The organism is Pseudomonas sp. RA_5y_Pfl1_P24, assembly GCF_963970945.1.
Classification (GTDB): domain Bacteria; phylum Pseudomonadota; class Gammaproteobacteria; order Pseudomonadales; family Pseudomonadaceae; genus Aquipseudomonas; species Aquipseudomonas tritici.
Genome location: NZ_CAXAOJ010000025.1, coordinates 1 through 15,449 on the forward strand (window position 1 = coordinate 1; position 15,449 = coordinate 15,449).

9 protein-coding genes and 1 pseudogene are annotated in these 15,449 nt (G+C 59.5%); 7 read left to right on the plus strand and 3 right to left on the minus strand.

Translation table 11 applies throughout. The features are described 5' to 3' along the window. Both AACY30_RS26875 and AACY30_RS26880 read right to left on the minus strand, forming a co-directional pair. Positions 1 to 177 (minus strand): annotated as a pseudogene (locus AACY30_RS26875) (ribonucleotide-diphosphate reductase subunit beta); the annotation flags it as partial. 577 nt (positions 178 to 754) lie between these two features. Continuing rightward, entirely contained in the window at positions 755 to 1,024 is a 270-nt protein-coding gene (locus tag AACY30_RS26880) for a DUF2790 domain-containing protein (RefSeq protein ID WP_339472067.1), read from the minus strand. A gap of 397 nt (positions 1,025 to 1,421) precedes the next feature. Here AACY30_RS26880 and acs point away from each other — a divergent pair, with 397 nt between their 5' ends. The 7 genes from acs to argR all read left to right on the plus strand — a co-directional run bounded on the left by acs (position 1,422) and on the right by argR (position 9,317). Next, entirely contained in the window at positions 1,422 to 3,377 is a 1,956-nt protein-coding gene (acs, locus tag AACY30_RS26885) for an acetate--CoA ligase (RefSeq protein ID WP_339420780.1), read from the plus strand. Between the two features lie 632 nt (positions 3,378 to 4,009). Continuing rightward, the gene (locus AACY30_RS26890) at positions 4,010 to 4,795 is read left to right on the plus strand and encodes an ABC transporter substrate-binding protein (RefSeq protein WP_339420778.1); all 786 of its coding nucleotides are present in this window, start codon (positions 4,010 to 4,012) and stop codon (positions 4,793 to 4,795) included. 90 nt (positions 4,796 to 4,885) lie between these two features. After that, positions 4,886 to 5,575 (plus strand): ABC transporter permease, encoded by a 690-nt coding sequence (locus AACY30_RS26895; RefSeq protein WP_032886746.1) that lies wholly within the window; start codon positions 4,886 to 4,888, stop codon positions 5,573 to 5,575. Continuing rightward, entirely contained in the window at positions 5,572 to 6,270 is a 699-nt protein-coding gene (locus AACY30_RS26900; RefSeq protein WP_339457272.1) for an ABC transporter permease, read from the plus strand. The genes AACY30_RS26895 and AACY30_RS26900 overlap by 4 nt, the downstream gene beginning before the upstream one ends. 1 nt (position 6,271) lies before the next feature. Further along, positions 6,272 to 7,384: a succinylglutamate desuccinylase/aspartoacylase family protein gene (locus AACY30_RS26905; RefSeq protein WP_339472069.1), complete on the plus strand. Its 1,113-nt coding sequence runs from the start codon at positions 6,272 to 6,274 to the stop codon at positions 7,382 to 7,384. Positions 7,385 to 7,411: 27 nt separating this feature from the next. Then, positions 7,412 to 8,176: an ABC transporter ATP-binding protein gene (locus tag AACY30_RS26910; protein ID WP_339472070.1), complete on the plus strand. Its 765-nt coding sequence runs from the start codon at positions 7,412 to 7,414 to the stop codon at positions 8,174 to 8,176. A 160-nt stretch (positions 8,177 to 8,336) separates the two neighbouring features. Continuing rightward, a complete protein-coding gene (gene argR, locus AACY30_RS26915; protein ID WP_049711881.1) occupies positions 8,337 to 9,317 on the plus strand; it encodes a transcriptional regulator ArgR in 981 nt (326 codons plus the stop codon). A gap of 3 nt (positions 9,318 to 9,320) precedes the next feature. Here the strand turns inward: argR and AACY30_RS26920 are convergent, their stop codons facing one another. Beyond that, positions 9,321 to 15,212, minus strand: a complete 5,892-nt coding sequence (locus AACY30_RS26920) for a dermonecrotic toxin domain-containing protein (protein WP_339541422.1) — start codon at positions 15,210 to 15,212, stop codon at positions 9,321 to 9,323. Between the last annotated feature and the right edge of the window lie 237 nt (positions 15,213 to 15,449).

The window sequence follows — 15,449 nt, forward strand, 5'->3', positions numbered from 1 at the left end:
CTTGGCGCGCACGATGGCGGCGGAGTCATTGGCGGTGACGGCGCGGGCTTCGATGGCGGCGGCAGCGCCGGCACCGTCGAGGCGGTCCATGTTGGCTTCGGTGGCGTGGCCGGCGTTGGCGCCTTTGGTGGCTACTTCGCCTTCTTCTTCTTTGTCGAATTCGTCCCAGCTCAGCATGACGTGTCGTCTCCTGCGTGAGGGCTCAAAGGTGCCCGTGTGAAACCGGATGGTTGGGTGTTCACACGGCCCAGAGGCCGCGGTGGATCTTAAGGAATCGTTTGTTGCAGCAGCTAGCGCAGGCATTAAACGGAATAGGGTTACGGGTACTCTGCGTGAGGCTTGAGGTGCGGAGCGGTGCGTGCTTGCTCCTGCGGAGGCCTCAGGTCTGTCTCTTCGTCCCTGTGTAAAGGGATATTGCAGGCCCGATTTACCCGCGCATTGTAGGGGAAAAAAATGGGTTTGTGTTGGGACGGGTGGTCACGCAGACCGGTCAGAATGGCGTGTTTTTCGGCCAGAGCGCGGTTTTATAAGGCTTTGCTGGGGCTCGAAATTTTTGACGGACGGCGGGAGTTTTTTGTGGGGGAGGGAGAGTGGAAGGCAAGCATGGCTTTGGCGCGTGGCTGTGGCTAAAACCGCTATCGCCGGCAAGCCACACACACATTTGATTTGCGGTGTATTCAAGACTGGTTCTTGGCCGCAAGAACAATTTCTTGCGGCGGCCAAGATCCGGGGTTAAACCTGTCTTTATAAGTTATTACCCGTTAGAGCAACCATTGCCCATCACGTGGTAATTAAGAATATGACGCTGACCGTGCGAGTCTTCATATTCCATCTTCACCGGTACAACTTCGCAAACTTCCGGGACATTGCTCATCGACACTACTTTGGCGACGTCCAGGTGGGTGCTGTAAGTGTAGTCCTCAACAATCGGCGGGTTCTGGCCAGCCAGCTCAGTCGGGGCCTCGTCGGCCAGGGCGGCGGTGACGCACAAGCTGCTCAAGGCCATAACTAATAAAGCTTTCATTTCTTTACTTACCTTCTTCAGGGCGAAAGGGGGCACGGGGCCCTTGTGAGGCCACGTGTGTCACTTAGGATTGGTGAGTTCGGATTAACGTTGCCTTCGTGGGGGCTGTTGCGTTGTCAATCGCGGTGCCTTTGTTGGCGGAAGTGATTCTAGGCGTGTGGGTTATATTCATATACCCGCACTTTTGATAAACACTTTTGGCGGTTTTTGTAACAATCCCGTGGTAAAGCTTTTTTCACACAGCCGCCAAGCGCCGCAGCCCGCGGGCTAGAGGCGCGAACGGGGATGTCAGGGTAATTTGTAGGGGCTTGTTACTACCATCGTCGAATGGTTCTATAGGCCAGCCCCGGCTACAACAGGGCCATACAAAAACAACTATGTCACCGAGGTAAGAAAGATGAGTGCGGCTTCCCTGTACCCCGTTCGCCCCGAAGTAGCGGCCAACACGCTGACTGACGAGGCAACCTACAAGGCCATGTACCAGCAGTCGGTGGTCAACCCCGATGGTTTCTGGCGCGAGCAAGCCAAGCGTCTTGACTGGATCAAGCCTTTCACCACGGTGAAGCAGACCTCTTTCGACGATCACCATGTCGACATCAAGTGGTTCGCCGATGGCACGCTGAACGTTTCCTACAACTGCCTGGACCGTCACCTCGCTGAGCGTGGCGACCAAGCGGCGATCATCTGGGAGGGCGATGACCCAGCCGAGAGTCGCACCATTACCTACCGCGAGCTGCATGAACAAGTCTGCAAGTTCGCCAACGCCCTGCGCGGCCAGGATGTGCACCGCGGCGATGTAGTGACGATCTATATGCCGATGATCCCCGAAGCCGTGGTCGCCATGCTGGCGTGTACCCGCATCGGTGCGATTCACTCGGTGGTGTTTGGCGGTTTTTCGCCGGAGGCTCTGGCCGGTCGTATTATCGACTGTAAGTCGAAGGTGGTGATTACCGCCGATGAAGGCATTCGCGCCGGTAAGAAAATTCCGCTGAAGGCCAACGTTGACGACGCCCTGACCAACCCGGAAACCAGCAGCATCCAGAAAGTCATCGTGTGCAAGCGCACCAATGGCCAGATCAAGTGGAACCAGCATCGCGACATCTGGTACGAAGACCTGATGAAAGTGGCCGGCACTGTGTGCGCACCCAAAGAGATGGGCGCTGAAGAAGCCCTGTTCATCCTTTATACCTCCGGTTCAACCGGCAAGCCCAAAGGCGTGCAGCACACCACCGGTGGCTACCTGCTGTACGCGGCCCTGACCCATGAGCGCGTATTCGACTACCGCCCAGGCGAGATCTACTGGTGCACCGCCGACGTCGGCTGGGTCACTGGCCACACCTACATTGTCTACGGCCCGCTGGCCAATGGCGCGACCACGCTGCTGTTCGAAGGCGTGCCGAACTATCCGGACATCACCCGGGTGGCGAAGATCGTCGACAAGCACAAGGTCAACATCCTCTACACTGCACCGACCGCGATCCGCGCGATGATGGCTTCGGGCACCGCTGCCTGTGAAGGTGCCGATGGCAGCAGCCTGCGTTTATTGGGGTCGGTGGGCGAGCCGATCAACCCGGAAGCCTGGGATTGGTACTACAAGAACGTCGGCCAATCCCGTTGCCCGATTGTCGACACTTGGTGGCAGACCGAAACCGGCGGCAACATGATGAGCCCACTGCCGGGCGCTCACGCGCTCAAGCCGGGTTCGGCCGCGCGGCCATTCTTCGGTGTGGTGCCGGCGTTGGTGGATAACCTGGGCAACCTGATTGAAGGGGCTGCCGAAGGCAATCTGGTGATCCTCGATTCGTGGCCAGGCCAGGCGCGGACGCTGTACGGCGACCATGACCGTTTCGTTGATACCTACTTCAAGACTTTCCGTGGCATGTACTTCACCGGCGACGGTGCGCGCCGTGACGAGGACGGTTACTACTGGATCACCGGCCGCGTGGACGACGTGTTGAACGTGTCCGGCCACCGCATGGGCACCGCCGAGATTGAAAGTGCCATGGTTGCCCACCCGAAAGTCGCCGAAGCGGCGGTGGTGGGTGTGCCGCACGACATCAAGGGCCAGGGCATCTATGTATATGTCACGCTCAAAAATGGCGAAGAGCCGAACGAAGCGCTGCGCCTGGAGCTTAAAAACTGGGTGCGCAAAGAGATCGGGCCGATTGCTTCGCCGGATGTGATCCAGTGGGCACCCGGGTTGCCGAAGACGCGGTCGGGCAAAATCATGCGTCGCATCTTGCGCAAGATCGCCACGGCTGAGTATGACGGCTTGGGGGATATCTCTACCCTGGCAGACCCGGGTGTAGTGGCGCATTTGATTGAAACGCACAAGACTATGAACGTCGCGTAAGGCGGGTTGGTGGGACAGAGCCCTATTCGGTGTGAGCCGGGTGGGGCTTTTTTGTGGGATCCCGAAAACAATGAAGATCAAAGGTGGGAGCAGGCAAGCCAGCGCCCACCTTTTGACGGCATTTCAAAGCAGGCCTTATGGTGTCTGACAGATCTTCATTCCATCCAAGCCAATAAATATCGGTTTCTCACCTAGGAGGTTTCTGAATGTTACCGTCGAACGCAAATGTGTAACCTCACGCCCAAACATGAGGCAAAGTGCTACGTCCCCGCCCGCAAAAGCCGCATTCCAGACACCCCAACAAATTAGATTAAACGCCACACTTGCCGTGCTAGAAGGGTTTGCGAATAATAGGCCCGCAACTTGCAGCGTCTACAGGTTTAATGTCTTTTGTCTCTGCATAAAATCCAGAGGCTGTCAATGAGTTGGAACGGCTTTCTCGGTGCTTCTGTAAATTGTTGTCGCATTGAGGAAATATCGGCTTCCAGCCTGTCGTTAGAATGCCGATCACTCGCTCGTCGTCGCAGGTTTAACTGGCGTAGGACGTAGCACCGCAATTCGGTTTCCTTTAAGTCGCATCGTGGGCCATGGCTCATACTGCTGTTTTTGCCCTATACCGATGGAGTCCCAAGATGAAGAAACTCGTGCTGTTGGGCGCCCTGGCGCTGTCCGTGCTGTCCATGCAGGCTTTCGCTGAAGGCAAGCCGCTGAAAATTGGTATCGAAGCGGCTTACCCTCCGTTTGCCTCTAAAGCTCCCGATGGCAGCATCGTCGGCTTTGACTACGACATCGGCAACGCGCTGTGCGAAGAGATGAAGGTCAAGTGCACCTGGGTCGAGCAAGAATTCGACGGCCTGATCCCCGCGCTGAAAGTGCGCAAGATCGACGCGATCCTGTCGTCCATGTCCATCACTGAAGACCGCAAGAAGTCCGTGGACTTCACCAACCGCTACTACCTGACCCCCGCGCGCCTGGTGTTGAAGGAAGGCACTGCGGTCAGCGACAGTCTGGATGAACTGAAAGGCAAGAAAATCGGCGTGCAGCGCGGTTCGATCCATGACCGTTTTGCCAAGGAAGTCCTGGCCCCTAAAGGCGCCACGGTTGTGCCTTACAGCTCGCAGAACGAAATCTACCTGGACGTGGAAGCCGGTCGCCTCGACGGCACCGTGGCTGACGCTACCCTGCTGCAGGAAGGTTTCCTCGATACCCCAGCCGGCAAAGGCTACGCGTTCACCGGCCCGGCCTTCACCGACGTCAAATACTTCGGCGACGGCGTAGGCATTGCGGTACGTAAAGGCGACAAGGAAAACCTGGACCGCATCAACGCAGCGATTGCCGCGATCCGTGCCAATGGCAAGTACAAAGAAATCGAGAAAAAGTACTTCGACTTCGATATTTACGGCGCTGAAGCCAAGTAAACCGTCGTAGCTGTCTGTCCTAAATGGCGCAAGCAACAGAGTTCCTGAGGTTTGCGCCATTTTTTCATCCCCTTTTCGAGGACCTGAATCATGTTGAAAGGCTACGGGGCCGTCATCCTCGATGGCGCATGGTTGACGCTTCAGCTCGCCTTGTCGTCCATGGCCTTGGCCATTGTTCTGGGTCTGATCGGGGTCGCATTACGCCTGTCGCCGGTGCGCTGGTTGGCTTGGCTGGGTGACTTGTACTCCACGGTGATCCGCGGGATCCCCGACCTGGTGCTGATCCTGCTGATTTTCTACGGCGGTCAGGACTTGCTTAACCGCGTCGCGCCGATGCTTGGCTATGACGACTATATCGACTTGAACCCCTTGGCCGCCGGCATCGGCACCCTGGGTTTCATCTTTGGCGCCTACCTCTCGGAAACGTTTCGTGGCGCCTTCATGGCCATTCCCAAGGGCCAGGCCGAAGCCGGCCTTGCGTATGGCATGAGCAGTTTTCAGGTGTTCTTCCGGGTGATGGTGCCGCAGATGATTCGGCTGGCTATCCCTGGGTTTACCAACAACTGGCTGGTACTCACCAAGGCCACCGCGCTGATTTCGGTGGTGGGCCTGCAAGACATGATGTTCAAGGCCAAGCAGGCGGCAGATGCCACCCGCGAGCCTTTTACCTTCTTCCTCGCAGTGGCGGCGATGTACCTGGTGATCACCAGCGTGTCGTTGCTGGCCTTGCGTTATCTTGAGAAACGCTACTCGGTAGGCGTAAGGGCGGCTGATCTATGATCTTCGACTACAACGTCATCTGGGAAGCCATGCCGCTGTACCTCGGCGGCCTGCTGATCACTCTGAAACTGCTCGCCATCTCGCTGTTCTTCGGCCTGCTCGCCGCCTTGCCCTTGGGCTTGATGCGTGTGTCCAAGCAGCCGATCGTCAATGGCGCGGCCTGGCTCTACACCTACGTGATCCGCGGCACGCCGATGCTGGTGCAGCTGTTCTTGATCTACTACGGCCTGGCCCAGTTCGAGGCGGTGCGCGAGAGTTTCGTGTGGCCGCTGCTGTCCAGCGCCACGTTCTGTGCGTGCCTGGCGTTTGCGATCAACACCAGCGCCTACACCGCCGAGATCATTGCCGGTAGCCTCAAGGCCACGCCCAACGGCGAGATCGAAGCGGCCAAGGCCATGGGTATGTCGCGCTACAAGCTGTATCGCCGCATCCTGCTGCCGTCGGCGCTGCGCCGTGCGCTGCCGCAGTACAGCAACGAAGTGATCATGATGTTGCAGACCACCAGCCTGGCCTCCATCGTCACCCTGATCGACATCACCGGTGCCGCGCGCACGGTGAACGCGCAGTTCTACCTGCCGTTCGAAGCCTATATCACCGCAGGCGTGTTCTACCTGTGCCTCACCTTTATCCTGGTGCGCCTGTTCAAGTTGGCCGAGCGCCGCTGGCTCAGCTACCTGGCTCCGCGGAAGCACTGATATGGAACGTATCGATCACCTGTTGCCCTGGGGCCACCTGGGGTGCGAGCGCCAACTGAGCGTGTTTCGCTTTGGCAAGGGCGAGCGCAAGGCGTATATCCAGGCCAGCCTGCACGCCGATGAATTACCCGGCATGCGCGCTGCGTGGGAGCTGAAAAAGCGCCTGGCCGAGTTGGAACAGCAAGGTGCGCTCAATGGCGTGATCGAGCTGGTGCCGGTAGCCAACCCGATGGGCTTGGGCCAGTTGCTGCAAGGCAGTCACCAGGGCCGTTTCGAAGTGGGCAGCGGCAAGAACTTCAACCGCGATTTCGTCGAGTTGAGCGAGCCGGTTGCTGCGTTGCTGGACGGCAAGTTGGGCGATGATCCTCACGCCAATGTGCGCATGATCCGCCAGGCGATGACCGATGCGCTCAGCGCGTTGCCCGAGCCGAGCAGCCAGCTGCAAGGCATGCAACGCATCCTGCTGAGCCACGCCTGCACCGCCGATGTAGTGCTCGACCTGCATTGCGACGCTGAAGCCGCACTGCACATGTATGCGCTGCCGCAGCACTGGCCGCAGTGGCGCTCGCTGTCGGCGCATTTGGGTGTGAAGGTCGGCCTGCTGGCGGAAGATTCCGGCGGCAGCTCGTTTGATGAAGCCTGCTCGCTGCCGTGGCTGCGCTTGTCCCAGGCGTTCCCCGAAGCACAGATCCCGTTGGCCTGCCTGGCGACGACCCTGGAACTGGGCGGCCAGGCCGACACTGGTCGTGACGAGGCGATCTTCCACGCGGAAGGCATTCTCGCGTTTCTCGCCGAGCAAGGCCTGATCAAGGGTGAATGGCCGGCTGCGCAACACGCACCGTGCGAAGGCATGCCCTTTGAAGGCACCGAGCTGCTGTTCGCCCCCCACGCCGGGGTGATCAGCTACCTGCGTAAAGCCGGTGAGTGGATCGAGAAAGGCGAGCCGATTTTTGAAGTGATTGACCCCCTGGACGACCGCGTGAGCACCGTTTGCGCGGGCACCTCGGGGGTGTTGTTTGCCGTTGAACGGCTACGTTATGCCCAAGCGGGTTTCTGGCTGGCCAAGGTGGCGGGGCGCGAAGCGCTGCGTCACGGGCGCTTGCTCAACGACTGACCACCTGTTTTTGTGAGAACCGACCGCATGTACAAACTTGAAGTCCAAGACCTGCATAAACGCTATGGCAGTCATGAAGTGCTCAAAGGCGTGTCCCTGGCCGCCGCGGCCGGTGATGTAATCAGCATCATTGGTTCCAGTGGTTCGGGCAAAAGTACCTTTTTGCGCTGCATCAACCTGCTCGAGCAACCTCACGCCGGCAAGATTCTGCTCAACAACGAAGAGCTGAAACTGGTGGCCAACAAAGACGGCGCCATGAAGGCCGCCGACCCTAAGCAGTTGCAACGCATGCGTTCGCGCCTGTCCATGGTGTTCCAGCATTTCAACCTGTGGTCGCACATGACCGCGCTGGAAAACGTCATGGAAGCGCCGGTGCACGTGCTGGGCATGTCGAAAAAAGAAGCCCGTGAAAAGGCCGAGCACTACCTGGCCAAAGTTGGGGTGGGCCATCGTAAGGATGCGTTCCCCGGCCATATGTCCGGCGGTGAGCAGCAGCGCGTGGCAATCGCCCGTGCCCTGGCGATGGAGCCGGAGGTGATGCTGTTCGATGAACCCACCTCGGCGCTCGACCCGGAACTGGTCGGCGAAGTGCTCAAGGTGATGCAGGACCTGGCCCAGGAAGGCCGCACCATGGTGGTGGTGACCCACGAAATGGGCTTTGCCCGTGAAGTGTCGAACCAACTGGTGTTCTTGCACAAAGGTATCGTTGAGGAGCGTGGCGATCCGCGTGAAGTGCTGGTGAACCCGCAGTCGGAGCGTCTGCAGCAGTTCTTGTCAGGCAGCTTGAAATAATCAAGGCTGCTTTTGTGCACTGAAGTAGTGCATGCTCGGCAGTCTTCAGGTTGGCCCGCCCCCACATTTGGATCTTCATCAGCTTTAGAGATTTGTGTTGGTTTACGGGCTAGCATTAGCCCTTGTCTTCATTACCGTTCTTCGTTTCGGATAGCCCTCCATGACCGCCCATAAAATTGGTTTCCTGATTTGGCCCAGCACAAAAGCCCTGACGCTTGCGCTGGCTGAGGAGGCCTTGCGCGTTGCTCAGCGGGTGCATCCGGACGTGGTCTACGAGCTGTCGTTTTTGCTCGCGGAACCGGCGGCCGAAGGCGCGTGGCAACTGCCGGGCGAGCCGTGGGCCGGTAAGCTCGAGGGCTTCCAGAAACTGTTCCTGCTGGCGGACGAACCGCCGACCGTCATCGCCTCGCAACTGAGCACCGCGCTCAAGCAGCTGGTTCGCGCCGGTTGCGTGATTGGCGGCTTGTCGGCGGGTGTGTACCCGCTGGCCCAGCTTGGCCTGCTCGACGGTTACCGCGCCGCCGTGCACTGGCGCTGGCAGGACGATTTCGCCGAGCGTTTCCCCAAGGTCATCGCCACCAGCCATCTGTTCGACTGGGACCGCGACCGCCTCACCGCCTGCGGTGGCATGTCAGTGCTCGATCTGCTGCTGGCAGTACTCGCCCGTGATCACGGCGCCGAACTGGCCGGTGCAGTCTCCGAAGAGCTGGTGGTGGAGCGCATTCGCGAAGGCGGCGAGCGCCAGCGCATTCCACTGCAAAACCGCCTGGGTTCCAGTCATCCGAAGCTGACCCAGGCGGTTTTGTTGATGGAGGCCAATATCGAGGAACCGCTGACCACCGATGAAATCGCCCAGCACGTCTGTGTATCGCGACGACAACTCGAACGCATCTTCAAGCAATACCTCAACCGCGTCCCCAGCCAGTACTACCTGGAATTGCGCCTGAACAAGGCGCGCCAGATGCTCATGCAAACCAGCAAGTCGATCATTCAGATCGGCCTGTCATGCGGCTTCTCTTCGGGGCCGCACTTCTCCAGCGCCTACCGCAACTTCTTCGGCGCCACGCCGCGTGAAGACCGCAACCAGCGGCGCAGCAGCAGTCCGTTCGAGTTGTCTTCAGTGCCGTCCGAGCGCGGTTAGCCGTTACTCCTCATCCATGGCGTCGTCTGATTCCGTGACCAATGGGGCACCGTGTTCATCCACGGTCACGCCTTGGATCTGGAAATCGATCCCTGTCTGTTGGTAGTACGCGCGCAAGCGCCTCATGCTCTTTGGCGACCAGGAGTTGCCACTCAAATCCGAGTCCGCGTCGAACACCTGCAGCATTTCCATCAGTTGCGCTGGGATCTTCGTAATGGAGTTACTGCTCAGGTCGAGGCTTTGCAGCAGGGGTAGTTGAAACACACCGGCAGGCACTTCGCTTATTTTCGTGTGCGGTAAGTGCAGTGAGCTCAACTGTTGCAGGTGGGTGACGTCCGGCGCGTTATTGAGTGGGTTGTTGCCTAAGCGCAGATACTCAAGGCTGTGCAGGTCACCCATTGCGCGGGCCGCGGTCGTTGTCAGGCTGATCTCGCAGTGCGACAGGTCCAGCGTGTTCAGATGGGGCATGCTGAAAATCGCAGATGGCAACTCACCGAGCGTGCAATGGCTGACGATCAAGGTCTGGAGGGCACCGAAGCGGGTAAGCGTGCCATTCACATCCGTGACGGTGAATGCGCCTTTGATTTCGAGCGATGTCACATGTTCGAAACCTGCCCTCAAGACTGGCATTGCGCCGATGATCGACACGTCGAGTACTACGGCGTGAGAAAAACGATCGTCCAGGCTTTCTGTGTCTTCCGGGGTCTCGCGGCGCCACGCCTTTTCAAGCTGACGCTTCAGGCGCCGGCGATTGAGCTCTTCTTCGACGCGCAGACTGTCGCCCAGTACGCCGCCAACCAGTGGATGCTGCTCAGGAATAGCATCAGTCCAACGCTGGAGGTCGGCGACCAGTTGATGGTAGTCAGCCTCAAGTGCAATCAGTGCGTTATCGATGCCGTCCAGGTCGCCGGGTAGTCCAAAAATCAATCTGTTCAGGTCTTTTTCCTGTTTTTTGGGGTAGAGCTGTTTAGCGCGACGTCGTTGTATGGCAGGTGTCTGGATATTAAAAAATACGTCAGTACGCTGGCAGTGGGTTTTGACCCGCTCAAGGGCCTGGCGCGTCAGTGGGTTGGCAGACAGGTCGAATGCTTGGCTGACGTGGCTTGGTAGCGCGAAAAGATCGGGGGGCAGTTCCGTGATGCTGTTCCCGCACAGATCAATGAGGGCGCGCGGTGTTTCCGTCAACAGGCTGGGGGGCACGGCCGAGAGTCCAGTGTCCCGCAGAAGCAGGGTCGTCAGGTGGGTCAGTTGACTGAAGTCCGCTGTCTCGCCCAAGGGGTTGTTGCTCAGGTTCAAGTAGTTGAGTTGGGTCATGCGTTCCAGGTTCGCGCGGCTGGTTTGCGTCAGGTGGACTGAGCAGTTTTCCAGATCCACGAATTCGAGTTTGAGGTGCGCAAAAATTGCGGATGGGATATCGCCCAGTCTCGCTCGATAAAGACTGATCGCCCGCAGTTCGGGAAAGCGGTTGAGGAAGCTTTCGACGTTGATGAATGCGTCGTTGCCCCGGATCATCAGCGAGGTAATGTGCGTGAACGAAGCGTCCAAAGTGGGCAGTTCGCCAGCCAGGTTGTGGGGAATGATCAGCGAGTGCCGTTGTTGGCTGCCGGTGGTCAATTCGCGTCGCCAGCTGCTTTCCAGTAACCGGCGCAGCGCGATTCTGCGTGCAACCTCTTGTGGGGCAGTGCCTGGTGTCTGTTCCCACTGGGTGAGTTGCCCTTGCAGTGTTTCCAGCTCAGCCGCCCTGCGCGCCAGTTCGATACGGCCGGCTTCGAGTGTGCCTGGCAGGTTGTAGATCAATCGGTTGAGCTCTGTTTCTGCCAGGCTTGGGTACAGTCTATGTGCCTCGAGCACCTGCGCGGGCGGTGCGTCGGCTCCGAAATCAACGCCGTGGCGTTGGTAGTAGTTCTTGACCTGTTCCAGCGTGGGCAGCGACAACGGGTTGTCGCTCAGGAAGAAAGTATTGGCTTTTTGCGGGGTGATCTCAAAAAAACCAGATGGCAGCGTCTGGATTTGGTTGTCGTTGAGCAGCGCCACTTGTAGTTCGGCGCGACTCAGGGCACCGGCGGGCAACTGCGCGATACCCGTGTTCGAGAAGTCGACGTGAATCAGATCGGGCATGTTTTCGATACTGGGGGCCAGGCCCAGAGGGTTGTTAGCCAGTTCCAGCGTCTGCAAGCGGCGCAGCGATGCAATCCGGGCCTGGCTGGCCGGGTCCAGGCGGATCTGGCAATTGCTCAAGCTCAGGGAATTCAAGCGTGGCAGGGTAAAAATGGAGTCTGGAACGCTGCCGAGGTTGAAGCCCCTGACCGAAAGGTGACGCAGTTGCCGGAAGCATTGCACAAACGCGTTGGCGCCAGGGGTGTGGGGGTGTCCGCTCAGCGTCAGCAGCGACACGTGGTTGAAGTTGGCCCTCAGTTCCGGCAGCGCGCCGAGGATCGGGTACTCCAGTCGCAGGCTGTGGCCATCAACGGAGGGGTCGTCGAAGTAGTCGTCGACTTCGGTTTCGCGTCGCCAGCAGCGTCGCAACGCTTGGGCGAGCATGCGCCGGTTCTGGCGCTCGTTGCTGCGTTCAAGCGCGGTTAAAGGCTGACCTGTGTCGGGGTGGACGTCGATGACGTGTCGCCGCCAGGTACTCAGGTCACTGTCCAGTTGGCGGTACTCCTCGGCCAGTGCCGCAAGGCCGTTAGCAGCACCTTCCGGTTGGCTGCGCAGATAGTTGAGCACGTCGTTGATTTGTCGCGCGTCGAATGCCGGGTAGAGTGCCCGTGCGCGTTGCTCCAAGGTCAACGGTAACGCTGCCGGCCCTGCCTGGACGCGGTAGCCCGCATCCATTCCCAGTGCGTGCAGTGTTTCCCGGCTCGGTGGGCGGATCACCTCGGGATCCAGGACTTTTCGCAGTTCGTCGCGGGGCAGTGGGTGTTGCCGCAGGCGTTGTTGCAGCGCCGGGCCTTGATTGACGTGGAACCCTAGGGCGCTTCGTTGTGCGTCGGGCAGCGCGTTGAGCGTCGCGGTATAGAGGTCGGTTTCGCCAAACAGGGGGCCTTTTTCGTCGTGAGGGACATAGCGTCCGTCGGCGGTGCGCACCAGCGTGCGTAAGAGCGGCGCATCATCCGAGCCGATGTGCAGCCATGTCTCCCCGTCGACGGTCAGGTGTCGGGCTTCAATGCGCATATTTGGCGACCAGCCCGGTTGGACTCTCAGCGTGTTCAGGGCCAGTCTTTCGCTGTCCAGATTGGGGGATGCGATTAGGTGCTGACCCTCGTAAGCACGGTTCAGGCGTAGTTCGGCCAGTGCGGCGCTTGCCAAGTCTGCCAGGCGCGGTGGTGTGCGTTGATGGTCGAGCTCAGACCGTTCATTTGCGCTGGCGTGGTCCAGCAAGTGTGTAGCGACCTTGGCCGGCAAGCCTGGCGCCGCCTGAACCAACCGCTGCGTCGACGTACCTTGGCCCAGTTGCTGCTGGGCGTAACGCGACTCGAACAGCTCGATACGATTTTGCTCGGCGAGTCGCCCAAGCTTTTTGCGCAGTTGCTTGACGCGGTTATCCAGGCTCAGTTGCGGGTCAGCGGCGCTTTCGCCGAACTGGGCGCGGATTTCTTCCGGGCTAAGGGCTTGCAGTACGGTCTTGAGCAGTTCGCCATTGGCCAGTTGGGTTTCATGGATCTGCACGACCGGCATGCGCATGTCGCCAAACTCCCAGGCAGCCCTGCCTTCGGCGTTGAGCATGCGCAGGGAGCGGGTTTTGGGCCAGTTGCCGTGGGTGGTCAGCAACTGGAGCGTGTCCTGGGGGTCGATCTGGGCATGGTCGTCAGGGTTGTCGCTGTTGAGCTGGTCTATCAGTGTTTGCAGGTCGCGATCGATGCGCAGCCGCTCAAGGGTATCGTCCAGCAGGGGCGGTATCGGCTCACCCCGTACGTGCATCTGGCGCAGGGCGTTTTCCTTGACGTCGCTGAGGTTCAAGGCCAAGCGTCGGTCGGCCTCACCCAGACCGCGCGCGCCATGTCCCAGGCGCCCCAGCAGGGTGGGTTCGTCCCATTGCAAGGGCGTGTCCAGTTCGCTGTGCCATGCGCCTGCGCCGTTGTGTTGCAGACGTGGGGTGTAGGCGTCGGGGCGGGTAGGGTGTTTGATCACATAGTCTTCGTCCCCAGCAGCTTTTTGCACGGTGTACAGCTTGTCTTCCAGTGCCAGCATGGGCTCGCCGCGCATCTGGTGCAGACCCAGGCGGTCATGGCCCAGTTTCGGCGGCAGTTTGATGTCTTGTTGATAAGGGGCAAGGTCGGGTTTCCAATAGCGCTTGGCACCATTGGCCAAGGTGACGGGCTTGAAGCGATCGATAAAGGTCAGCACTTCCTGAGGCAAAACTTTGCGCAGCTCGGCGACGCCGATGTGGCCCCCCAGGCCGAAAATACCCAGCTGTACCAAGGATTGCAGCACACTCATCAAGTGGCCAAAGGCTTCTTGTTCAAGCCCTTCGGCCCAGTCGATGACACCTTCGAAGAGGTCATCGAGCAGTTGATAGGCCATGTACGCCAGCATCAGCTCGCCCAGCCCGGGAATGAACGGTGCAACGATAAGCAGCGCGGCGTTGAGGATCGACGACGCCACATTGACGAACGAGTCCCAGCGCGCCCACCGCGCTGCGCGATCGGCCTCGGCGGTCGACACGGCCTGGGAGCGGGCGTCGTTGAGGATCTGGTTGAGTTTTTGTTGATAGAGGTGCTGCCAGGCATCGTCCTGAATCGGGGTGGCAACGAACTGTAGTTTGGGGTCGTCGGTCGGCTCCTTGCGCCACGGCGCCTGGCCGCTGCCATGCTCGGGCGGGTGCCAGGTAATGCGCGCCAGGCGCTGGCTCAGGCCTGCGAAAAACACCCCGCGGCGCTCATGGGAGACGAAACGGCTGAAAAACGTCTGGTAATTGGCATTACGCAGTTGACGGGTGAGCTCCTGCTTGAACGCCAGCGCCGATGGGTATTCCTTGAGCGGATGCAGCGGGTCATCCGGTACGTAGGCGACCAGGCGCTGCACGGTGCGCGTGGTTTCCAGGTTTGGGGCAAGCAGCAGGATGCCGGCCAGCGGCGCACCCATCAGCGTCAAGCCGTGGCAACGCAGTGGCAGGTTGCCGAGCGTCAGGTCGCTGCGCCCTTGTAATAACCCCTCGACCTGTTGCGCAAAGTCGTCCTTGATATCTGCACCGATTTTCGCCAAATGCAGTGCGGCACGCAGGGCGGCTTTTTGGCTGGTTTCGACTTTGTTCTGAATGACAGCAGCGCTCAGCGGTTCGGTCAGACCCAGTTGCAGGCGCAGGTAACGACTGTAACGCGCGCCGATATCCAGTTCGCGGCACAGGCCGGTAAACGCACGGATACTGATTTTTTCCAACGTGGCCGGCAGGGTATCGAACTGTCCACTGGGCGTGGGGCGGGTGATGAAGGTTGATGCCGCCTCGTAGGCGCCCTCGACGGTTTCACCCTGCTCGAAGTTGTGCAGCGCGGCGTCCAGCACTGACACGGTCCAGGTGCGCGCGGCACCGGACGGTATCTTAAACAACGTGATGGTCTGGGGAATGTACAGGCGCAGGTAGACGGCTTCGCTGTTGAGGTCCAGGCCGTAACGCGTCAGCAGCGCTTCTTCGAGGATGCTGCGTGCGTAGGTCCTGGGGTCCTGCACATTGTTAAGCGCGTCATCCACGGTATTTTGCGCGCTCCAGTGAGCGGCGTTCAGGCGTTTGAGTTCGCCCAGCAGCGCGGGGCGGGTGTGCAGGGCTGTTGGTTTGGCTTGGGACATGGCTTGGTGCTTGGCGCTGGAGGCCTTGCCCAGCCAGTCGGGAATGGCGGTTTGCAGCAGGTGATAGTGGCTGTCGGGCTGAACAGTATCAGTAGGGGGTGTTGGCGTGCTCATGGGCGCAACTCTGAATGGCAACAAAGCACATCAGTAGATCAGTGCGTTTCCCCCGGCCTGCTCTAGATAGTTAGTTTAAACTGCGCCATTGCGATGCTATTTGTCGCATTGGCGTAAACCCGCCAAAATCGCGGGTTGGCGCTATAAGAAGTTGTCGCTTGGCGGCAAGGCCCTACTGAAAACTGTCCTTACAATCCCTGCATCGCCCGCCAGTTCCAGGCAGGCGTTCCTCTTCAG